Origin of the sequence: Mesorhizobium sp. M2A.F.Ca.ET.043.05.1.1, assembly GCF_003952445.1 — a bacterium.
Lineage (GTDB): Bacteria > Pseudomonadota > Alphaproteobacteria > Rhizobiales > Rhizobiaceae > Mesorhizobium.
Genome location: NZ_CP034446.1, coordinates 2,050,069 through 2,070,163 on the forward strand (window position 1 = coordinate 2,050,069; position 20,095 = coordinate 2,070,163).

At 64.3% G+C, this 20,095-nt stretch carries 21 protein-coding genes and 2 pseudogenes; 4 read left to right on the forward strand and 19 right to left on the reverse strand.

Annotated features, from left to right (window positions below; translation table 11 throughout):
* Nucleotides 1-52: 52 nt before the first annotated feature.
* The gene (locus tag EJ069_RS09875; protein WP_126061112.1) at nt 53-1,066 is read right to left on the reverse strand and encodes a sugar-binding transcriptional regulator; all 1,014 of its coding nucleotides are present in this window, start codon (nt 1,064-1,066) and stop codon (nt 53-55) included.
* 142 nt (nt 1,067-1,208) lie between these two features.
* Between EJ069_RS09875 and EJ069_RS09880 the strand changes: the two genes are divergently transcribed.
* On the forward strand, nt 1,209-1,979 hold the full coding sequence (locus EJ069_RS09880) for a hypothetical protein (protein ID WP_126061113.1): 771 nt from the start codon (nt 1,209-1,211) through the stop codon (nt 1,977-1,979).
* A gap of 17 nt (nt 1,980-1,996) precedes the next feature.
* On the opposite strand, the gene ptsP is transcribed toward EJ069_RS09880, so the two are convergent.
* The 5 genes and pseudogenes from ptsP to EJ069_RS09905 all read right to left on the reverse strand — a co-directional run bounded on the left by ptsP (nt 1,997) and on the right by EJ069_RS09905 (nt 6,716).
* Entirely contained in the window at nt 1,997-3,982 is a 1,986-nt protein-coding gene (gene ptsP / locus EJ069_RS09885; protein WP_126061114.1) for a phosphoenolpyruvate--protein phosphotransferase, read from the reverse strand.
* A gap of 48 nt (nt 3,983-4,030) precedes the next feature.
* Nucleotides 4,031-4,411 carry a PTS glucitol/sorbitol transporter subunit IIA gene (locus EJ069_RS09890; protein WP_126061115.1) on the reverse strand — a complete coding sequence of 127 codons (381 nt, stop codon included), beginning with the start codon at nt 4,409-4,411 and terminating at the stop codon, nt 4,031-4,033.
* Nucleotides 4,412-4,440: 29 nt separating this feature from the next.
* A pseudogene (locus EJ069_RS09895) lies at nt 4,441-5,444 on the reverse strand (PTS glucitol/sorbitol transporter subunit IIB).
* A gap of 14 nt (nt 5,445-5,458) precedes the next feature.
* A complete protein-coding gene (locus EJ069_RS09900) occupies nt 5,459-6,226 on the reverse strand; it encodes a PTS glucitol/sorbitol transporter subunit IIC (protein ID WP_126061116.1) in 768 nt (255 codons plus the stop codon).
* A 52-nt stretch (nt 6,227-6,278) separates the two neighbouring features.
* Nucleotides 6,279-6,716 (reverse strand): transcriptional regulator GutM, encoded by a 438-nt coding sequence (locus EJ069_RS09905; protein ID WP_042643996.1) that lies wholly within the window; start codon nt 6,714-6,716, stop codon nt 6,279-6,281.
* Between the two features lie 188 nt (nt 6,717-6,904).
* Here EJ069_RS09905 and EJ069_RS09910 point away from each other — a divergent pair, with 188 nt between their 5' ends.
* Both EJ069_RS09910 and EJ069_RS09915 read left to right on the forward strand, forming a co-directional pair.
* Nucleotides 6,905-7,546, forward strand: a complete 642-nt coding sequence (locus EJ069_RS09910; protein ID WP_042643978.1) for a hypothetical protein — start codon at nt 6,905-6,907, stop codon at nt 7,544-7,546.
* Between the two features lie 89 nt (nt 7,547-7,635).
* Entirely contained in the window at nt 7,636-8,310 is a 675-nt protein-coding gene (locus EJ069_RS09915; protein ID WP_126061117.1) for an HAD family phosphatase, read from the forward strand.
* Here the strand turns inward: EJ069_RS09915 and EJ069_RS09920 are convergent.
* From EJ069_RS09920 to EJ069_RS09950, 7 genes and pseudogenes are all read right to left on the reverse strand, one after another.
* Nucleotides 8,284-9,576, reverse strand: coding sequence for a DUF930 domain-containing protein (locus tag EJ069_RS09920; RefSeq protein ID WP_348639362.1), 1,293 nt, complete (start codon nt 9,574-9,576; stop codon nt 8,284-8,286). The genes EJ069_RS09915 and EJ069_RS09920 overlap by 27 nt on opposite strands.
* Before the next feature lie 50 nt (nt 9,577-9,626).
* A pseudogene (locus tag EJ069_RS09925) lies at nt 9,627-10,972 on the reverse strand (pyruvate dehydrogenase complex dihydrolipoamide acetyltransferase).
* 3 nt (nt 10,973-10,975) lie between these two features.
* The gene (locus EJ069_RS09930) at nt 10,976-11,974 is read right to left on the reverse strand and encodes an alpha-ketoacid dehydrogenase subunit beta (protein WP_126061118.1); all 999 of its coding nucleotides are present in this window, start codon (nt 11,972-11,974) and stop codon (nt 10,976-10,978) included.
* A complete protein-coding gene (locus tag EJ069_RS09935) occupies nt 11,974-13,002 on the reverse strand; it encodes a thiamine pyrophosphate-dependent dehydrogenase E1 component subunit alpha (RefSeq protein ID WP_126061119.1) in 1,029 nt (342 codons plus the stop codon). The genes EJ069_RS09930 and EJ069_RS09935 overlap by 1 nt, the downstream gene beginning before the upstream one ends.
* A gap of 2 nt (nt 13,003-13,004) precedes the next feature.
* Nucleotides 13,005-14,333 carry an NAD(P)H-dependent oxidoreductase gene (locus EJ069_RS09940; RefSeq protein WP_126061120.1) on the reverse strand — a complete coding sequence of 443 codons (1,329 nt, stop codon included), beginning with the start codon at nt 14,331-14,333 and terminating at the stop codon, nt 13,005-13,007.
* Between the two features lie 245 nt (nt 14,334-14,578).
* The gene (locus EJ069_RS09945) at nt 14,579-15,037 is read right to left on the reverse strand and encodes a YbaK/EbsC family protein (protein ID WP_126061121.1); all 459 of its coding nucleotides are present in this window, start codon (nt 15,035-15,037) and stop codon (nt 14,579-14,581) included.
* A gap of 153 nt (nt 15,038-15,190) precedes the next feature.
* The gene (locus tag EJ069_RS09950) at nt 15,191-15,457 is read right to left on the reverse strand and encodes a helix-turn-helix transcriptional regulator (RefSeq protein ID WP_126061122.1); all 267 of its coding nucleotides are present in this window, start codon (nt 15,455-15,457) and stop codon (nt 15,191-15,193) included.
* A 293-nt stretch (nt 15,458-15,750) separates the two neighbouring features.
* On the opposite strand from EJ069_RS09950, the gene EJ069_RS09955 reads away from it, so the two are divergent.
* Nucleotides 15,751-16,359, forward strand: a complete 609-nt coding sequence (locus tag EJ069_RS09955; RefSeq protein ID WP_126061123.1) for a hypothetical protein — start codon at nt 15,751-15,753, stop codon at nt 16,357-16,359.
* A 139-nt stretch (nt 16,360-16,498) separates the two neighbouring features.
* Here EJ069_RS09955 and EJ069_RS33225 read toward each other — a convergent pair whose 3' ends face one another.
* From EJ069_RS33225 to plsX, 6 genes are all read right to left on the reverse strand, one after another.
* Nucleotides 16,499-16,597 (reverse strand): hypothetical protein, encoded by a 99-nt coding sequence (locus tag EJ069_RS33225; protein WP_245456489.1) that lies wholly within the window; start codon nt 16,595-16,597, stop codon nt 16,499-16,501.
* Nucleotides 16,594-16,800 carry a hypothetical protein gene (locus EJ069_RS09960; protein ID WP_245456490.1) on the reverse strand — a complete coding sequence of 69 codons (207 nt, stop codon included), beginning with the start codon at nt 16,798-16,800 and terminating at the stop codon, nt 16,594-16,596. Before EJ069_RS09960 ends, EJ069_RS33225 begins: the two co-directional genes overlap by 4 nt.
* Nucleotides 16,801-16,892: 92 nt before the next feature.
* Entirely contained in the window at nt 16,893-17,432 is a 540-nt protein-coding gene (locus EJ069_RS09965) for a MerR family transcriptional regulator (RefSeq protein WP_042640150.1), read from the reverse strand.
* A 132-nt stretch (nt 17,433-17,564) separates the two neighbouring features.
* Nucleotides 17,565-17,900, reverse strand: a complete 336-nt coding sequence (locus tag EJ069_RS09970) for an integration host factor subunit alpha (protein WP_126064675.1) — start codon at nt 17,898-17,900, stop codon at nt 17,565-17,567.
* A 92-nt stretch (nt 17,901-17,992) separates the two neighbouring features.
* Nucleotides 17,993-18,964 (reverse strand): beta-ketoacyl-ACP synthase III, encoded by a 972-nt coding sequence (locus tag EJ069_RS09975; RefSeq protein ID WP_126061124.1) that lies wholly within the window; start codon nt 18,962-18,964, stop codon nt 17,993-17,995.
* A gap of 9 nt (nt 18,965-18,973) precedes the next feature.
* Entirely contained in the window at nt 18,974-20,044 is a 1,071-nt protein-coding gene (gene plsX / locus EJ069_RS09980) for a phosphate acyltransferase PlsX (protein ID WP_042640146.1), read from the reverse strand.
* Nucleotides 20,045-20,095 lie beyond the last annotated feature (51 nt).

Genomic DNA, 20,095 nt, shown 5'->3' on the forward strand with positions numbered 1-20,095 from the left:
AAGCTCCTCCGCGGTTCAATTGCGGAACGGGCAAGCCCTTCCGTCGCCTGATTCATGCCGCATGCCCAGCCAGCATGCGGCGCGCGCTTTCCTCGTCGGTGATGAGCACGGTCGGCGCGACCAGGTTCATGGCGCCGAGCAGCGCCTCGGTCTTCTCCGCTCCGCCGGAGGTGAGGATTCGGATCGGTGCCTTGCGCAGCCGATCGACGTCCACCGACATCACATGGCTGTTGACGGGATGGTCGACCAGGTCGCCCTTGCGGTCGTAGAAATGGAACAGAAGGTCGCCGACGGCGCCACGCGCAAGCAGAGCCTCCCGGTCCGCCTCCTTGAGAAAACCGCCGCGCGAGAAGGTGGTGGCCGAAGCGATGCCGCCGACGCTCAGCAGGACCGCATCGAGCGCGTCGGCCATCTCGAAGATTTCCTGCAGGCCGCAGCGCTCGACCAGCGCGATCTTGGTCTCGATGCTGTCGACGACGGCCGGCGTCGGCATCAGATAGCCGTCGCCCTGAAAAATCTGGGCGAAGCGCCAGGCGAACTCGGCCGGGTTGACCCGGCGCGCGACGCCAACGCCGCCAAGCAGCGAGATGACGCTGAAGTCGGTCAGCGACTTGGCGCTGATGAAAGGCAAGGTGTGGAACAGCGTCACGCCCCAGCCGACGCCGACCCGCATGCCGGATTTCATCGCGTCCGACAGGAACATGCCGGTCTTGGCGGCGATCGCCGGAATCGGATCGGCGTTGGGGTCGGAGAGCGGCGCCACCAGCGCCTGCCGCAGGCCGAAGGTCTTTTCCAGCGCGCGCTCCAGGCGCACGATCTCCAGAAGCTCGCTCTCGATGGTGATCTTCACCTCGTTGCGCGCCCTCGCCTCCGCCAGCATGCGCACGATGGTGACCCGGCCGACGCCGAGCACATCGGCGATCTCGTTCTGTGTCATCTGCTCGACGAAATACATCCAGGCGGCGCGGATCCTGAGCCGGTCGGTCCGGCTTTCATTGACGACCTGCTCGGCCGCCTCCGCTGTCGCCTTGCCGTTTTCAGCTTCGCCCTGCCGTCGCCTGCCCAAGTTCCCCTCCGAGATGCCGTCGCCGATTCTGCGTGCTGGTTAAATATCGTCTATTGATCTACCAATCGACACGAACAATCTAGAGAGGGGCGGCTGGCGCCCCCGAGCCGTTAGCGACTTCAGCATTTCGAGGCAATTGGCGATGCTGCGACAAATCTCCGAGGACGTCCGCGCCAACCTGAAGGACCGGCTTCGGGAACTGCGCGACGCCATTCGCCAGAGCCGGCACGACAGCGCCGGCGAGACGTCTCATGATATAGCAGGGAATTTGCCTCCCTTTCCGGGCCGCAGCCTGCTCGGCCACGCCGCGAGCGCTGTCGACGACGCGCTGACGATCGCCGAATCCTTCGTTCCCCATTCCCGGCCGCTCAAGGTCGACGGAACGACCGTGAAAAGCCTGCGCTCCTATTTCCCGGACGGCGATGAAGACCGGCAGATCGGCGGCGAACGTCAATTCAGGCGCGACATGTATTATCTGACCCGCGCGGTTCTGGCCGGTTACGGCGTCGACAATCCCCGCGTGCACGAGGCGAGTTTTTCCGCCGTGCACGCCGCGATGCGCAAGCGCCATGCCGATCTTCTGGCTGGGGCGACGGCGGATGCGGCCTCCACCGACCAGGTCGCTGCGGCCTGCGCGGCTCTCCTCGTCGAATGCCTCAACCACCGTCCGGTTCAGCCTGGCGAGGCGGCCACGGCCGACCGGTCGCTCGACATAAGATGTCTGGCGCCCGTCGTGCTTGCCTGCGGACTGGCGACCAAGGCGGACGGCGGCACGCCGGAGCCCGACATTCTCGAGATCGCGGTGCTGGCGGCCGAAGTGCGGGAGGATCGCATCCGGCAGGCTTGCGCCCAGGCCAATGCCGTCCAGGAACTGACACCGGTTCTCGCCACTCTGCTCGCGCATCTGACGTAACCGCCGCGAGGGATCCGCTATCGTTCGGCCGCAATGGCCGCGATGGTCTTCTTGGCGCGCTGGATCGAGGCCGGGCTCATGCTGAGCTCGGTCAGGCCCATCCCGATGAAGGCCGGGATAAGGTCCGGACGACCGGCCGCTTCGCCGCACATGCCGACCATGATGCCGGCGGAGATACCCGCCTTGGCCGTCAGTTCGATCGCCGACATCACCGCCGGATTGGTCACGTCATTGAGCTTGGCGACCGTCGGATTGAGGCGGTCGGCGGCCATGATGTACTGGGTGAGGTCGTTGGTGCCGATCGAGAAGAACGCCACTTCCTTCGCCAGCGCCGGCGCGATCAGCACGGCGGCCGGCGTCTCGATCATCACGCCGAGGTCGAAGCTTGCATGCTCCACGCCCTCAGCCTTCAACTCGGCCGCGCATTCATCGACCAGCGCACGGGTCCGCGTCACCTCGGCGATTTCCGAGACCATCGGCAGCATCACCTTGATGTTGCCGTGAACCGCGGCCCTGAGTAGCGCCCGCAGCTGCCTCTTGAAGATGTCGGGACGATCCAGACACATGCGGATGCCGCGCCAGCCGAGGAAGGGATTCTCCTCGTCGGGGAATTCGATGCCGGCGATCGGCTTGTCGCCGCCGATGTCGAGCGTGCGCACGATGACCGAATGCGGCGCGAACGCCCTGGCCAGGGCGCTGTAGGTCTCGGCCTGCATGTCTTCCGAAGGCAGATGCATGTGGCGCATGAAGAGCAGCTCGGTGCGGAACAGGCCGACGCCCATGGCGCCGGCTTCCTGCGCCGCTTCGATCTCCTCCAGCGAGCCGATATTGGCCGCGACCTCGATCACCGTGCCATCCGCGCGGGTCGGCGTCACGCTCTTGAACACTTTCAGCCCGGCGCGCTCCTGCGTCGCGGCTTCAACGCGCTTGTTGAAATCGGAGCGCGTCGCCTCATCCGGATCGACGATCACATGCCCGGCATTGCCGTCGATGGCGACCTCCTTGGCCGCACGCAACTCGTTGACCTTGTCTCCCAGACCCAGCACGGCCGGAATGCCGTGTGAGCGGGCGATGATGGCGATGTGCGAGGTGGCGCCGCCATGGCCGCAGACCACGCCGCCGATGCGCTTCAGCGGCGCGCGCGCCAGATCCCAGGCGCCGATGTCGTCGGCAATCAGGATCGCGCCTTGCGGAATGGTCTCCAGGCTGACTTCGTCCTGGCCGAGCAGCACCAGGCAGATCTGCCGGCCGACGGCATGGACGTCGTCGGCCCGGGCATTGAGATAATGGTCGTCGACCGCGCTGAAATCGGCGGCGATGGTGGACGCGGCCGCGATGACCGCGGAAACCGCATCGTCGCCGCCCTTGATCAGTCTTTCGACCTCGCCGGTCAGGCTGTCGTCGGCGGCGATGTCGCGCAGCGCTGCGACGATGCCGCGGTCGCCGGCGGAGAGATTGTTCTCGGCAAGCGTGCGGTCCATGCGCGCCTGGACGCTGGCGACGGCGCTGCGGAAGCGCTCGAGCTCGCCTTCGATCTCACCGGCCTGCAGCTGCCTGCCCGGCCCCTGGATCTCCGGCGGGAAATGGGCGAAGGCCGGCCCGACCGCCACGCCCTCACTGGCGGCTACGCCCTGGAGTTTCGGCGTTCCATCCGCCGATGCTGCAGCCGGTTCCACGGGCTCCGACGCCAGTGCGACGGCTGCGGTTTCAGAGCTGCCCTCACCCGCTTCGCTCTCGTCGTCGAGACCGGCGCGCGGATTCTCCAGATAGCCGATCAGCGCCTCGATCGCCTCGATGGCGTCGGCGCCGTTGGCGCGCACGGTGACTTCCTGGTTTTCCTTGACCGCCAGCAGCATCAGTTTGACCGAGCTCTTGGCGCTGACCGCCTTGCCGTCCTTGACCAGCTCGACATCGGATTCGAAACCCTTGGCGAGTTTTACGAACCGCGTGGCGGGACGGGCGTGCAAACCTTCGTGCACTCTGACGATGGTCGAGCGTTCCATGGCAATACTCTAGGTTTGGGCGCTTATCGACAGACAGCGCGGATATTATCAGGCGGCGATGGTGATGACAGCGCCCGGTGTCAGGGCGGCCACGAGCGCTCCGGTATCGACCTCGGATGCGCAAACCTCGCCCGGCCTTTCGGCCTCGGATGCTCCGTTGAAGGAGATCACGACATGACCCATCTCGCGGACCTTGCTCCAGGCCGTGGAGCCGACCGCCGTTATCGTCGCCGAGACCGGCCCGAGCGTGATGGAGGCGCCTGTTGCCGGCGCATCGTCGCTCGGGCCTTCCTCCGTCTTGTGCAGCACGGAGACCTCGGCCAGTTCGGGAGGCGAGCCATCCGCGAACAGGATGAGCACGCCGCCCTCGGCGAGGTCCGCCACTTCGGGTCCAATTGCCGTGACCCGTGTCTTGAGAAGAACCGACATATGACGAACCTCGTTTTATTGCTGCTGCTTTAGAACACGATCAGGGACACGACCCATGCGATCAGCACGGAGACCGGGCCCATGATCTGGCGGCTGATGAGCACCGCCGGCACGCCGATTTCGATCGTCTTCGGCTTGGCCTCACCGAGCGCCAGACCGACGGGAACGAAGTCGCAGCCCACCTGAGTGTTGTAGGCAAACAGCGCCGGCAGCGCCATTGCAGGCGAGATGGTGCCGTTGGCGATCTGTGGGCCGATGATGGCGACGCCGATGACCTGGGCGATGACCGCGCCCGGTCCCAGGATGGGCGACAGGAACGGCAGGCCGCAGATGGCCGAGATGATCAGCAGGCCGACGATGTTGTTGGCCAGCGGACCCATCGGCTGCGCCAGCACGTCACCGATGCCGGTATAGAGGATGAGGCCGATCAGCATGGTCACGAAGGCCATGAAGGGCAGCACGTTGCGGACGACCTGGTCGATGGTGCGGCGGCCGGAGTTGAAGAAGATGCCGACCACGCGGCCCATGACGCGGCCGATCGAGCTGATCAGGCCGATAAGCCCGCCTTCGCTCGGCAGCGGCTCGGCCGCCCTGGCAGTGGTGTTGTTGCTTGAACTCATCGTTGCTGCTCCCCCGCAGTGGTGACCGCTTCGGATCCGTCCGCCATTGTGACATTGGCCGGCTTCACGCCCGAAACGTAGATGTCTTCCGTTATGAACTGGGCGAGCGGACCCGCCTGGCCGACCGGCGTCAGATTGACGGTCGGGATACGCTTGCGCGGGTAGACGCCGCAGCGCGCGGTGCCGCCGCAGTCGACGACGACGACCGCCATCTCGCTCTCGATCGGCGGCGACTTGAATCCGTCGACGGCCTGGGCGCCGGTCATGTCGGCAATGAGCTGCGCCACCGGATGGATGCCGCCGCCGGTCACCGACACGACCTTGTTGCGCTGCTCGGTCGGCTCGATGACCAGGGGACCGCCCCAGCCGGTCGAGCCTCTCGATATCTTTACTGCCTTGTATGTCTTGGCCATGGTGTCCTCCCGCTTTAGAGCTCGACGCCCTGGCGGCGTGCCATGATGGCGGTGATGCGCTCGGTCAGGATGCCTTTCAGCAGGATGACGACGAGGCCGACGATGGCGTACCAGATGGCCACCTTAACGTGATAGCCGTTGGCGATAACGCCGCGCTTCTCGAGGTCGAGCAGTGCCACCAGCATGCCGCCCCAGACGAAATATTCGCCGGGGTTGATGTGCGGGAAGAGGCCGAGCGGCGGATGCACATAGGACACCGCCGCGTCATAGAAGGCAGGCTTGTGCTTTTCTTCCAGAAAGGAGCCGAAGGTATAGGCCATCGGGTTGGTGAGGAAGAACACCGAGAGCACAGGCAGCACGGTGTAGCGGGTCAGCGCGATGCGGCCGGCGCCACGCGCCAAGCCGTGGACGCGCTCCTCGCCGACCAGCTCGGTGACGGCGTAGAAGGCCGTCATCAGCACGACCAGGGTCGGGATGATGCCGGTGACGAAGCCGGCGAACACTTCGCCGCCCTTCTGGAAGATGCCGATGAAATATTTGCCGATCGCAGTCAGCCAGCCGAGCTGCTCTTCCTGCTGCACATTCTTCAGCTGTTCCTTGAGCTGATCGGCGGTGACCGGCGCGTTGTCGGTCGTGGCCTGCGCCAGGACCACGAGATGATCGGTGGCATGCTCGACGCCGAGCTTGCCGTGCCAGGCAGCATCCGAGACCATGGTGCCTGCGACATGCAGGTTGTGCACCGCGAGGTCCGCATGCTGCGCAAATAGTGTAATTACAGACATTTCTCCTCCTTATGACCCCTGCCGGTCATTCCCAGCCGGCTGCCGGCGTCGTTTAAGCCCTTGCTATGTTCAAGCCGGCCAGGCCCGGCTTCTTCCCCGGCTCCGACCGTGCGCGGTCGATCTGCTCGATCGCCCGTTTCACAGCCTCGGCCACACCGGGTTCCCCCTCCCCCATGATCGCAGGGTTGGACCGGAGTCGATCGAGGGGGATGCCCTCGAATTCTTCATGTCGCTTGAACTTGGTCAGCACCGAACGGCCGCTCATGACCATCATGCGGCGCACGATGAGATCCGGCGTCACGACGATGAGCGCGATGGTGCCCTTGGCCAGGCGTCCGCGGAAATTGCCCGCGCCGACGAAACCGTCCTTGTACTGGCTGGTGACGCCTTTGAAGACATCCGAATAGTGCCGCATCTGCAGCCAGACGCCCAATGATTGCAGCGCCCATACAACAAACAGCAGAAGCAGTGCCCACTGCCAGATCGCCATTTCGGTCTCCTCCCGATTCTCTTCCTCCGGCACATATTGGACGGAGGCGAGATGACCCGAAAGTGAGAACATTTGTTTCCTCGAATGTCAACATGTATTATATTAGCGGCCGCAACGCTCCACAGGCGACCGGCCGATTTCGGCATCGGCGGCGCTGTGCTAGCCTGTCGTCAAACGGGATGTGAGACATGGACCTGCCCTTCAGGCACGAACTGGCGCTTATGCCGGACCTTCGCCACCGGCTGCGGCAGCTGCGCTGGTTCCGCGCCACCTTCCGCAGCAGTGCGAAGGTGGTGTCGGAAACGTTCGGCGTGCGCTTCGAGATCGACGAGGCCAAGCTGACGCGCGCCTTCCTCGACTGGATCGAGGTCATGGAAGCGCAGAAGCGATTCGCGGCGGTCGACCGCGCGGACTTCATCGTCTTCGCCGCGGGACTGGTGCTGCGTGAGCTGATCCGGCAGGCGCCGGCGCGGGAGGTCTCAGGTCTGAAGGAAATGATCGAGACCGAGGCAAATGCCGGCACGGCGGAAATCGTGCGCTTCTGGCCGGAAGGTTTCCTTTATACCAACTACTGCGTGTCGGCGATCCTGGCAGTGCACGAGCAGGAATTCGGCACCGCGCCCAGCATCGATAAATGCGCCGACGACCTGCGCACCTGGTGGTCCTACCGCGAGAACGCAACGGAAATGCCCGCCTATGCCGTGGCATTCCTCGACCGCTTCCTCGGCGCCGAGCCCAACTGGATCACACCCGACCGCGCCCAGTCACGCCAGGCCATGCAGCGCGCGCTCGGATCTTCGCCGGTAAGCGAGGCGTTGCGCCAGCTTTGAGCCGCTGGAGACGTAGCCGCCTTACTATTGAACATCTGACTATTTACCGATAGCGATGTGCGCATTAGCACAGGAGCTGGGAGAGGCGCGTGGCGCAAGCTAGACTGATGATTTTCGATTGCGACGGCGTTCTCGTCGACAGCGAACCGTTGGCCGCCAAGGCTTACGAGCGCGTCTATGAGAAGCACGGCATGCCGGGCGTGCATGGCGGCATCATCGCGCAATGCATCGGCATGAAGCAGGCCGACATCATCGTGAAGATCAAGGAACTGACCGGCCACCAGTTCCCCCCGGCGGCCGATGGCGACATCTGGGCCGAGACCAAGCTGCTCTTCTCCGAGGAGTTGAAGCCGACGGCGGGGATCGCGCCATTCCTCAGCGCGTTTGCCGGAAACCGTTGCGTCGCCTCGTCGTCCTCGGTCGAGCGCATCAACCACAGCCTGTCGGTGACGGGATTGTCGCGTTTCTTCGGCGAGGCGATCTTTTCCTCCTCGATGGTGAAGAACGGCAAGCCAGCGCCCGACATCTTCCTCTACGCCGCCGAGAAGATGGGCGCGAAGCCGCCCGACTGTATCGTGGTCGAGGATTCGCCCTTCGGCGTTCAGGGCGCGGTGGCTGCCGGCATGATCGCGATCGGCTATACCGGCGGCGGTCACACCTATCCCGAGCACGGCGCGCGGCTGAAGGCTGCCGGCGCCGATTTTGTCTGCGCCGACTGGCATGAGGTTGCCCGACACTTAGCCGAGCTCGGCGTGCCGGCTTAAGCTAGCGGAGACTGGGGAAGCGACGCCGGGTCCAGTCCCCCGGCGGCACCAATCCCCTACACGGAAGTTGAAGGACAGGACCCTCGTTGCATCGGCGTCGACCTCGCAGCGGAAGCTCAGATCGTACCATTGGGTTGTCGTGCTGAAGGCGGCCTGCGGAGGGTTGAGAACATTGCCCTGCTTCAGGGGGATGGTCGGCAGCCATTTCGGCGCGTAGTCGGCACTTTGCAGTTCCTGGTTCAGGACGTTGGCGCAAAGATTGGCGATGCGTTGATCGCGCGGCACGTTCTCCATCGAGCTCGTAGCCTGCATATTGCCGGTCGCACCCGGCGAGTAAAGTTTCCTGACGCCCGGCAGGCCGGAATAGATCGGCGCTCCCGCAGCCGCGCTGTCGGCTGGATTTGATCTCTCTGGGTTCAAGCTCGGCGCTCTCAAGGCTCTTGCGGATTTGAACTTCATCGCCTTGGAAGGTTTGGGCTTTGCCTTTTCGGCCATGGGTGGAGGCGCGGGCTTGTCGCCTGATTCGGCCGACAATGGCTTTAACGGCACGGCCGCTTGCTGCTCGGTGGTTTGCGGCGGCGTCTCTTGTTTGTCGGGCTGCTGCTTGTCGGCATCCTTAGTGGTTTGTTTCTCCTCGCTTTGCGCGGGTTTTTCGTCCGACGCTGCGGTTGCCGGCTTCTCTTGAGCCTTATTGGAATCCGGCTGCTGCTGCTCGGGCGTTGCAGGCGAAGCGGGCTGGCCGGGCGCGGGCTTCGGCGCGACCGGCGGCTTCGCGGGCTCATCCTGGGTCGGCGATGGCGCGTTGGCCGGAGCGCTGCCCCCGTTCAGAGATTTCTCCGGGCCGGTATCCTTCTCGCCGTACTGGAAAACGCGCTTCAGAACCGGGATGTCCTGCGGCTTCGGCGGCTGCGGAGGTGGTGGCCGCGGAGCCGGCTGCTCAGGCGGCTTTTCGACCTTCTGTTCAGGTTTCGGGTCCGGCGGCTTCGGAGCGGGCTTCGGCTTTGGCTGTTCCGGCGGCGGCACGATCGCGACGTTGACCGGCTGTTCCTGCTGGTCCGGCTGTTGCTCGGGCCTCGGCAGGCCAAAGAACAGGAACGCGGCAATCAGGACATGCAGGAACAGCGATGCGGCCAAGGCCCATCGCCAATTCCGAAACCATTCCCGCATCTTGCCGTTCATTGCGCCCGATGTGGAACGAAATGGCGGCGGCTTCAAGCACCGGGCCGGGATTTGCGCGAGCTGCCGGCCTGACAAGTCGGTGATCACAGGGCCCGTAGCGTAAGATCAAGCCGGATCAAAGGCCTGCAGGAGTTGGCTTACACCAGCATGCCCATCGGGTTTTCGATCAAGCGCTTGAAGGCGCCGAGGAGCTCCGCGCCGAGCGCGCCGTCGACCGCGCGATGGTCGGTCGAGAGCGTCACCGACATCACGGTGGCTATCTTGATCTCGCCCTTCTTCACCACCGCCCGCTCCTCGCCCGCGCCGACCGCCAGGATCGTCGCATGCGGCGGGTTGATGACGGCGGCAAAGTCCTTGATGCCGAACATGCCGAGATTGGACACCGCCGTCGTGCCGCCCTGATATTCTTCCGGCTTCAGCTTGCGGCTGCGGGCACGGCTGGCCAGGTCCTTCATCTCGTTGGAGATGACGGACAGCGTCTTTTCGTCCGCGTGCCGAATGATCGGCGTGATCAGGCCGCCGGGGATCGACACGGCGACGCCGACATCGGCATGCTTGTGCTTGACCATGGCGTTCTCGGTCCAGGAGGCGTTGGCATCCGGCACCGCCATCAGCGCCATGGCCATGGCCTTGATCACCATGTCGTTGACCGAAAGCTTGTAGGCCGGAACCTCGCCCTTGTCGGTCTTCCTCATCGGGGCGGCGGCATTGAGCTGCGTGCGCAGCGCCAAGAGCGCATCGAGCTCGCAATCCAGCGTCAGATAGAAATGCGGGATGGTGGACTTCGCCTCGACCAGGCGGCGCGCGATGGTCTTGCGCATGTTGTCATGCGGTACCAACTCGTAGGAGCCTTCGGCGAACAGCTTCAGCACCTGGTCGTCCGACATCGGCTTCGGCGCGGGCACCGGAGCGGACGGGACCTCGACCGGAATCTCGGCGGCCGGCTTGGCAGGGGTGGCCGTGCCTTTCACTGCGATCGCGGCCTCGACGTCGGCGCGCACGACACGGCCGCGCGGACCGCTGCCTTGTATTTCGGCTATCTTGAGACCGGCTTCACGAGCCAAGCGGCGCGCCAGCGGCGTTGCGCGCTCGCCCTGCGATTGGCCAATCTCCCCCCTGTGGGGGAGATGCCCGGCAGGGCAGAGGGGGGCGCGAAGGAATGAGACGTTGGCGGGACAGCGCCACCCTCTGTCGGCTTCGCCGACATCTCCCCCACTTGGGGGGAGATTGGCGCGTAAACCTCATCGTCGGCATAGATCCAGGCGACGGGCTCACCGACAGGAATGTCGACGCGCTCCTTGCCGGTCACGTTGCGCAGCGTGCCGCTGGCCGGCGCGTCGATCTCCATCGCCGCCTTGTCGGTCTCGATCTCGAAGAGCACGTCGCCCTTCTTGACGCGAGCGCCCTCCTCGGCGAACCAGCGCGAGATCTGGCCGGTCGCCATGTCCATGTCGACCTTGGGAAGAATGACTTCTGTCGGCATCGCTCAACGGACCCCTTTCACGAGGTCGCGGGCAGCAGTGATGATGTCGGGAACCTGCGGCACGGTCGCCTTTTCCAGGTCCGGATTGTAAGGGATCGGCGTCTCGGCACCGCCCAGGCGCACGATCGGCGCATCGAGATAGTCGAAGGCCTCGCTTTCGGCGACAAGCGCGCTTACTTCCGCGCCGATGCCGAGCGTCTTCACCGCTTCGTAGACGCAAAGCAGGCGCGAGGTTTTCTTCACGCTGTCGATGATGGTCTGCCTGTCGATCGGGCGGATGGTGCGCAGGTCGACCACCTCGATGTCGATGCCTTCGCCTTCCAGCGCGGCAGCAGCGTCAAGCGCCTTCTGTACCATGATCGACGTGGCGACGATGGTGAGGTCGCGACCTTCGCGGCGGATCTCGGACTTGCCGATCGGAACCGTATAGTGGCCTTCCGGCACATGGCCCTTCATCTTGTAGAGCAGCTTGTGCTCGAAGATCATGACGGGGTCGGGGTCGGCGACAGCGGCAAGCAGCATGCCCTTGGCATCGTGCGGCGTCGCCGGCTGGATCACCTTGAGGCCAGGCACATGGCCGAGCCAAGCCTCCAGGCTCTGGCTGTGCTGCGCGGCGGCACCCGTGCCGGAGCCGGCAGGGAAACGCATCACCACCGGCACCGAGACCTCGCCGCCGAGCATGAAGCGCATCTTGGCCGCCTGGTTGACGATCTGCTCCATGCCGAGCGTCGCGAAATCCGAGAACTGGAATTCGAAGATCGGCCGCATGCCGGTGACGGCCGCGCCCACCGCGACGCCGGCACCGCCCAGTTCGGAGATCGGCGTGTCGATCACCCGGTCGGTGCCGTAGCGCTCGACGAGGTCGCCGGTCACCTGGAAGGCGCCGCCATAGACGCCGATGTCCTCGCCCATCAGGAAGACGCGCTCGTCCATGTCCATGGCGATCGCCATGGCTTCCTGGATCGCCTGGGCGTAGCTCAGTTCACGCACCGCGGCGTCCATCAGGCGTGCTCCGTGTAAACATAATTCTGAAGGGTGGTGATCTCCGGCGCCGGGCTCGCCTTGGCGAATTCGATGCCGTCGGCGATCTCCTTGGCGACCGCGTCGCGGATCGCCTCAATGCCCCGGTCGTCGATGAAGCCGAAATCGCGCAGCTCGGTCTCGAAGAGCGTGATCGGATCGCGGTTCGCCATCCAGTCCTCGATCTCTTCCTTGGTGCGGTAGCGGTTGCGGTCGCTCTTGGAATGGCCGCGGTGGCGGTAGGTCTTGGACTCGATCAGCGTCGGCCCCTCGCCGGCGCGCGCCCGCTCAACCGCCTTGAAGGACGCCTCGGCCACCTCGGAGAAGATGTTGCCGTTGACGATGACGCCCGGCATCGAATAGGCGGCCGCCCGCTCGGCGATGTTCTTCACCGCGGTCGAGCGCGCCGTCGAGGTCGACATGCCGTAACCGTTGTTCTCGCACACGAAGATCACCGGCAGCTTCCAGATCGCCGCCATGTTCAGCGCCTCGTGAAAGGCGCCTTCATTGTTGGCGCCGTCGCCAAAAAAGGAGACCACGACCTTGCCGGTCTTCATCCTCTTGGATGAAAGTGCTGCGCCCACGGCGATCGGAATGCCGCCGGCAACGATGCCGTTGGCGCCGAGATTGCCCTTGGCGACATCGGCGATGTGCATGGAGCCGCCCCTGCCCTTGCAGTAGCCGGTGGTCTTGCCGAAGAACTCGGCGAACATGCGGCTGACCTCGGCACCCTTGGCGATGCAATGGCCATGGCCGCGATGCGTCGAGGTGATCTGGTCGTCCTCGGCGAGTGGCATGCAGATGCCCATGGCGCTCGCTTCCTGCCCGATCGACAGGTGCATGGTGCCGTGGATGAGGCCGCGCATGTAGCACTCTTCCGCGCCCTCTTCGAAGCGACGGATGAGGTACATCTTGTGAAGGACCTGTCTCAGCTGCTCGGGACTGTACTGGCGATAGACGAAAGGCAGGTTGGCCCGGCTATCCATGACGGCTTTGCTGGCTCCGGCCATGATCACGCCTCCACGGTTCCGTAGACGAGCTTGTCCTGGCGGGCGCGCAGCTCGGCGATCTTCGAGCCCGGCGCGGGCGCCGCATTGGCATAGGTGATGAGTTCGCCCTTCTTGATGGGCGCGGTGACCGAGCCGCCCTGCAGCAGACCGCAGGGGATGGCACGCGCCGCATGGGCTTCCGACGCGGTCATGATCCAGGCGCGGTAGCAATACTCGCCGATGGCATCGAGCTTGTCGCCGGGCTTCAGGTCCTTCTTGGCGACGGCGCAGACCTCGGCGACCGGCTTTGCCAGCGGCACCATGTCGGCCTTGCCGTAGAGCACGACGCGGGCGCAGGTCAGCGGCACTTCCAGCGAGGTCAGGTGATAGGGGCGATGGAAGGTGAAGTACGGACCCTTGCCCATCTTCAGGTCTTCCATGCGCTCCGAGATGCGCGGATGCGACATGTCGGCCACGACGAAGACGCCCGGCGCCACGCCCTTGCCGATCGAATAGTCGACGACGCCGACCTTCGACAGCACGCCGCCGTGCTTCTCGGGCACCAGCACCTTCGACAATTCGCCGAGCGTGGCCGCCGGGCCGTGCATGCCCGGCTTGTCGGGCACCAGCCCGGTCGCGTTGGCGATCGCCGCCATCTCGACCATGGTCTTCGAACCATCGACGAATTCGACCAGCATCCGCACATTCATGTGGCGGCGCTTCGCCTCCTCCTCATAGTCCGGAGGCGTGGCGTCGATGTTGAGCGGGTTGTTCTTGCCCTTGCCGGCGGCAACGATCGGATGGCCCATGGCGGAGACGAACTCGATCAGCTCCATGCAGGAAGACGGCTCGTCGCCGGCGCCCAGGGAATAGGTGACGCCAAGCCGGTCGGCCTCGGCCTTGAGATAGGCGCCGATGGTGACGTCCGCCTCGACATTCATCATCACCAGGTGCTTGCCGTGCTCCATGGCGCGCAGGCCGATCTCGGCGCCGACGGCCGGAACGCCGGTCGCGTCGATCACGACGTCGATGAGGTCATTGCCGATGACAAGACTGGAATCGCTGGTGACGGCGATCTTGCCCGCCTCCATGGCAGCGGTCATGGCCGAGGCGTTGGAAACCTCTCGCGCGTGTCCGGTTTCCTGGAAAGCAATGTCGACGGCCTTGCTGGCCGCCGGCAGGTTGAGTTCGGAAATGGCGCCGATCTCGATGCCGGACATATGGGCGACGCGAGTGACGATGTCGGTTCCCATTTCGCCTGAGCCGATGAGGCCGATGCGGATGGGCTTTCCGGACTTGCGGCGTTCCTCGAGATCCCGGGCAAGGCCCGTCAACGAAATATTGGAAGCCATGCCGCTTATTCCTCCCATATCGCATGCTGTTTGATTGTTTGACGGGTATTGAACATATGTATTTCTGTCAAGACTAATGTCCAAAATTTTGGCCGTTAGTCGACGCTTTCGGATTGGTCGAGGCGCGGCCGCGAAAGGCATGGACCATGAGCGCCGCCATCAAACCCAATGCGAGAGTGCGCCTGCGGCCGAATGCCAGCCAAGGCCGCTCGACGGACCGCAAGGAGATATCTAGGCGGCAATTGTTACTGGCAAACGTCGACCCATATGGCGCCGACCAGATCGGCCATGCGCTGCGGCGTGATGCGCACAGCGGCGTTGGTGGCGCCGGCAGCGGGGACGACCTCGTCGAAGGCCTTGAGCGACAGATCGCAATAGACGGGAAGCGGCGCCGGCAGGCCAAACGGACAGACGCCGCCCGGCGGATGGCTGGTGACGGCCAGCACCTCCTCGCCGCCTAACATGCGCGGCTTGCCGCCCATCCTGTCCTTGAACTTGCGGTTGTCGAGCCTGGCGACGCCGCTGGTGACGACCAGCATGGCCTCGTCGCCAACACGCAGGCAGATCGTCTTGGCGATCTGCGCGGGCATCACGCCATGGGCTTCCGCCGCCAGCGCCACGGTGGCCGAACTGGCCTCGGTGACGATGACTTCGATGTCGGGCGCATGCCGCGCAAAGAAAGCGCGAACCGATTCCAAGCTCATGGTGGACCCCTCGTCAGGTCTGTCGGATAGCAGCGGTCGGCGAATCGCACGGCTAAACCATTGTTGGCAAGGGCCAGCGCTTCCCGCCATTCAGGCATTAAAAAGCCCGCCGGGTAAAACCTCGGCGGGCTCGAATGGACGCTTTTCGCGCCTCTACTGATGCGTGGGCCGATTATCGGCGGCCGGCACTTTGATCAATTCCTCTTCCGGCATCTGCAGCGCGGAAGCGATGCGCCGGAGCTTGGCGGGATCGGCGTCCTTGCCGTCCTCGATGTCGACGATCTCGCCCACGGCCAGGCCGCAGGTCAAAGACAGTTCCTCGATCGTATATCCCCTCGTTTCGCGAGCGGCCTTCAGCGGATTGAGGCCGGGCGCGGCAATGATGTCGTTGGAAACGGCGTTCCGTGCGGTGTTGGGCATGGCAACTCCTTTGGATGAAACAGGTCGGATGAAATGTGGCGTTGCCTGAGACTGGCGGGAGAATGCTCGTTAACAAATGATTTGCCAAGAGCTTAGGCCGTCACGCCATCGTGAAGCGGCATTCCGGCCGGTATCGCAGGCCTCCCACATGTAAGGTCGCGTGGCGCCCAATCAAGTTCTTTTGAAGCTCGGCGACCAGTTTCGCCGGCATTTTCGACGCCTCGATTCGTTAGCTAGCCGTCACCGGCAGCCAAAACCCGGGCGAAGGGCGTTTCACGGAAGGATCGAATGCCATGAATTTGAAATCATTCGCAATTGTGCTCGGCGCAATCTCGGGCGTCATCGGCGCGACGGAAACATGGGCGGCGGACGCCACTCGCGTTCGAGGCACTGTCGTCGGCGTTGCCGGATCGACACTGACGGTGAAGGACCGCGACGGCAAAACCGATGCGATCAAGCTTGCCGACGGCTGGAAGATTTCGGGTGTCGCCAAGGGGTCGGCCGCCGATATCAAGCAGGGTGATTTTCTCGGTATCGCCTCGATTTCCAAGGCCGATGGCGGCAGCGGGGCGCTGGAAGTCGTCATCTTTCCCGCGGCGCTGAAGGGCACGGGAGAAGGCGACCGCGACTGGGATCTGCAGCCCAACAGCCGGATGACCAACGGCACCGTCGCCGACGTCACCGAAATCCAAGGCCGCACGGTCACGCTCACCTATGACAACGGCCAGAAAAAGCAGATCGCGATCCCCCAGACGACGCCGATCGTGACATTCGCCGCTGCCACGCCGGCGGATCTCGCGCCGGGCGTCGCGGTGTTCGTCAACGCCCAACGCGGCAGCGACGGCAAGCTCCTCGCGAACCGGGTGGTGGTCGGGAATCACGGCATCGCGCCGCCCATGTGAGGCCGCGCAGGCCGCGGCCGGCCGGTTCGACTCCTCCTCGTCATCTTGGCTTTCAAGCCCGTTCGCTGATCGCCACCCACGGCATGGAAATGGCGGTCGCAAAACGCGGCCGCCATTTCTAAGGCCGTTCCAAAAAAGATCAGCGCCGACTGATCAAAAGGCCGGCAAGCAGTCCGACCACGACAAGTCCGACGGCGGCGGTCGTGGCCGGATGGTCGCGCGCCGTCCGCTCGATCACCCTGCCCTGCGCCTTATTGCCGGCAGCGCCTCGTGAAGGCGGTCGGCAAGTTGCGAGTAATAGTCGGACGCCGCCTCGCGGCCATCCTCATAATAGGCGTCACCGCGCCTGGCCAAAACCTTCTTGAGGTCGTTCAATTGCCGCGAGAGCGCCGCGACCTGCTTGTCGATGTCGAGGTCGGAGAGGGTCGAAAACGATGCCATGCTGATTGTCCTTCTCTTCGAGAAGGCCTAACGCACGGACGACGGGCCAGTTCCGGCGGTCCGACCGCGCGGCATCACGTGGAATGATGCCTTCAACGAACCTGGTCGAGCAGGCGTTTGCATTCCAGCAAGTCGAACAGCGCCTCCTGCAGCAAGGCGCGATTGTCACGCGACAACTTTGAGGCGTCCGGTTGCACCGGACCTTCGTCGTCACTCTTGCCGAGACCGAAGAAACGGCGGCTGGGCTTCACCTTCGGCTGGCCGACGAGCGCATCCTCATCGCCGCGCGGCTGCGCGGCCGCCGTCAGCGGCACCTGCTCGGCTTGACGGCGCTGGGCGATCGCCTCCACCGCGGCCATGTCGCCATTGCCGATGGCGACCAGAAAATGGTTGCCGTTCTCGCGCAACAGCTTCTGTACGCCTTTGATCGTATAGCCCTGATCGTAAAGCATGTGCCGGATGCCCTTGATCAGCTCGACGTCCTGCGGCCGGTAATAGCGACGGCCGCCGCCGCGCTTCATGGGCTTGATCTGGGTGAAGCGCGTCTCCCAGAAACGCAGCACGTGCTGCGGCAGGTCGAGATCCTCCGCGACTTCGCTGATGGTGCGGAAAGCATCGGGGCTCTTGTCCATGGGCCAATCCTCCACACTGGACCACGATCCGGCGCATGATGCCGAATCGCCCCTTATTTCAGCGATTTATGGAGCGATATTCAAGCCCAGCGTCAAAACGGCCGGGGGTTTTCAACCGCATTCGCCAGCAAACTACTTGCCGCCTTTGCCCTTGCTGTTCTGGTGCGAGCGCAGAATCCGGTTCTTGAGCACGTTCGACGATTTGAACGTCATCACCCGGCGCGGCAGGATCGGCACTTCCTCACCGGTCTTGGGATTGCGGCCGATGCGCTCATTCTTGGAGCGGACGTGGAAGGTGGCAAAGGACGAAAGCTTGACCGTCTCGCCCCGAACGATGGCTTCGCAGATTTCATCCAGCACGGCTTCGACGAGTTCCGCCGATTCAGTCCGCGACAGGCCAACCTTCCGATAAACGGCTTCAGCAAGGTCGGCACGCGTCAGTGTCTTTCCCCCATGCGACCGTCCCATCTGCTCGCAGAAAATGTAAATCGATACAGCCAAAGGCAGAGCCTAAGTAATTGATCCGGCAAGGTCAAGGACCGAACCGGCGCGTTCGGCACTTACCAGCGGAGCAACACCGCGCCCCAGGTGAAGCCTCCACCCATCGCCTCGAGAAGCACCAGATCGCCCTTCTTGATGCGGCCGTCGGCGACGGCCACCGAGAGAGCCAGCGGCACCGAGGCAGCCGAGGTGTTACCGTGTAAATCGACGGTGACCACAACTTTCTCCTCGGCTATCCCGAGCTTCCTGGCGGAAGCGTCAATAATCCGTTTATTGGCCTGATGCGGCACGAACCAGTCGAGGTCCTGCGCCGTTATGCCGGCCTCGCCGAAGGTCGCCTCGATGACATCGGTGATCATGCCGACGGCATGCTTGAACACCTCACGGCCTTCCATCCTGAGATGACCGACGGTTCCCGTCGTCGAAGGCCCGCCATCGACGAAGAGCTTGTCCTTATGCACGCCATCGGAGCGCAGGCTCGCCGCCAGCACGCCGCGGTCGGTGATCGCGCCGGCGCCCTCTTGGGCTTCGAGAACGAGCGCCCCGGCGCCGTCGCCGAACAGCACGCAGGTCGAGCGATCGTTCCAGTCGAGGATGCGCGAGAATGTCTCCGAGCCGATCACCAGGACACGATTGGCCAAGCCGCCACGGATATAAAGGTCGGCGGTGGCGACGGCATAGACGAAGCCAGAGCAGACGGCCTGCATGTCGAAGGCAAAGCCGTGATGCATGCCGAGCTTGTTCTGGATCTCAACGGCGGTCGCCGGGAATGTGTTGTTGGGCGTCGAAGTCGCCAGGATGATGAGGTCGATATCGGCTGGCGTCATGCCCGCGCTGTCGAGCGCGGCGCGCGCCGCCGCCTCGCCCAGAGAGGCCGTCGTCTCGTCATCGGCCGCGACATGGCGCTGGCGGATGCCGGTGCGCTGGACGATCCACTCGTCGGATGTCTCGACCATGCCTTCGAAGTCGGCATTCTTCATAATGCGGCGGGGCAGCGCGGCACCATTGCCGCGCACGACTGATCTGATCAAGGTCCGTTCCTATTCCTCGGCGTCGGCGGAGACGCCGGATTTCCTGTTTGCCTGGGCATTGGGATTGCGCGCATGGAACAGATCGAGGTCGGCCTCGATCCGGTCAAGCAGATTGTTGCGCACCATGTCGTAGCCGAGCTCGATCGCCGCGGCGAAGCCATCCGAATCGGCGCCGCCATGGCTCTTCACCACGATGCCGTTCAAGCCCAGGAAGACGCCGCCATTGGAGCGGCCGACATCCATCTTCTCGCGCAGCCGGTCGAAGGCGCCCTTGGCGAAGACATAGCCGATCTTGGCCATGAGCGTGCGGCTCATGGCGGCGCGAAGGTAGCCGGCGATCTGCCTTGCCGTGCCCTCGGCGGTCTTGAGCGCGATGTTGCCGGCAAAGCCCTCGGTGACCACCACGTCGACCGTGCCCTTGCCGATGTCGTCGCCTTCGACGAAGCCGCGGTAGTTCATCGAGGCCATGTTGGCCTCGCGCAGCATGCGGCCGGCCTCCTTGACCTCTTCCTGGCCCTTGATCTCCTCGACACCGACATTGAGCAAGCCGACGCTCGGGCGCTCGATGCCGAACACCGAGCGCGCCATGCCGGTGCCCAGAATGGCGAAATCGATCAGCTGATGCGCGTCCGCGCCGATGGTGGCGCCGACATCGAGCACGACGCTTTCGCCACGCGTCGTCGGCCAGAGCGCCGCGATCGCGGGGCGGTCGATGGTGGCCATGGTGCGCAGGCAGAATTTCGACATCGCCATCAGCGCGCCGGTGTTGCCGGCCGAGATACAGGCCTGCGCGGCGCCGCTCTTCACCGCCTCGACGGCCTTCCACATCGACGACTTCCAGCGGCCGTGGCGTAGAGCCTGGCTCGGCTTGTCGTCCATGCGCACAGCGATCTCGCAATGGACGAACTCGCTTACTTCGGCGAGTTTCGGGAACTTGGCGAGCTCGGGACGCACCACGTCCTCGCGGCCATAGATGACGAAGCGGATGTCAGGGCGGCGGATGACGACCGTCATCAGCGCCGGGATGACCACGCTCGGTCCGTGATCGCCGCCCATGGCATCGATGGAAATCCTGATCACTCGGTGTTTTTCTCACGGTTTGCCTGGCTAGCGGCGGACGCCTGCCAAGGT

Bases quoted from the DNA above. Each gene is read 5' to 3' on its own strand.
- EJ069_RS09880 (WP_126061113.1), top strand. From the start codon at position 1,209: ATGCTGCGACAAATCTCCGAGGACGTCCGCGCCAACCTGAAGGACCGG.
- ptsP (WP_126061114.1), bottom strand. From the start codon at position 3,982: ATGGAACGCTCGACCATCGTCAGAGTGCACGAAGGTTTGCACGCCCGT.
- EJ069_RS09890 (WP_126061115.1), bottom strand. From the start codon at position 4,411: ATGTCGGTTCTTCTCAAGACACGGGTCACGGCAATTGGACCCGAAGTG.
- EJ069_RS09900 (WP_126061116.1), bottom strand. From the start codon at position 6,226: ATGTCTGTAATTACACTATTTGCGCAGCATGCGGACCTCGCGGTGCAC.
- EJ069_RS09905 (WP_042643996.1), bottom strand. From the start codon at position 6,716: ATGGCGATCTGGCAGTGGGCACTGCTTCTGCTGTTTGTTGTATGGGCG.
- EJ069_RS09910 (WP_042643978.1), top strand. From the start codon at position 6,905: ATGGACCTGCCCTTCAGGCACGAACTGGCGCTTATGCCGGACCTTCGC.
- EJ069_RS09930 (WP_126061118.1), bottom strand. From the start codon at position 11,974: ATGGACGCCGCGGTGCGTGAACTGAGCTACGCCCAGGCGATCCAGGAA.
- EJ069_RS09935 (WP_126061119.1), bottom strand. From the start codon at position 13,002: ATGGCCGGAGCCAGCAAAGCCGTCATGGATAGCCGGGCCAACCTGCCT.
- EJ069_RS09940 (WP_126061120.1), bottom strand. From the start codon at position 14,333: ATGGCTTCCAATATTTCGTTGACGGGCCTTGCCCGGGATCTCGAGGAA.
- EJ069_RS09945 (WP_126061121.1), bottom strand. From the start codon at position 15,037: ATGAGCTTGGAATCGGTTCGCGCTTTCTTTGCGCGGCATGCGCCCGAC.
- EJ069_RS09950 (WP_126061122.1), bottom strand. From the start codon at position 15,457: ATGCCCAACACCGCACGGAACGCCGTTTCCAACGACATCATTGCCGCG.
- EJ069_RS09955 (WP_126061123.1), top strand. From the start codon at position 15,751: ATGAATTTGAAATCATTCGCAATTGTGCTCGGCGCAATCTCGGGCGTC.
- EJ069_RS09960 (WP_245456490.1), bottom strand. From the start codon at position 16,800: ATGGCATCGTTTTCGACCCTCTCCGACCTCGACATCGACAAGCAGGTC.
- EJ069_RS09965 (WP_042640150.1), bottom strand. From the start codon at position 17,432: ATGGACAAGAGCCCCGATGCTTTCCGCACCATCAGCGAAGTCGCGGAG.
- EJ069_RS09970 (WP_126064675.1), bottom strand. From the start codon at position 17,900: ATGGGACGGTCGCATGGGGGAAAGACACTGACGCGTGCCGACCTTGCT.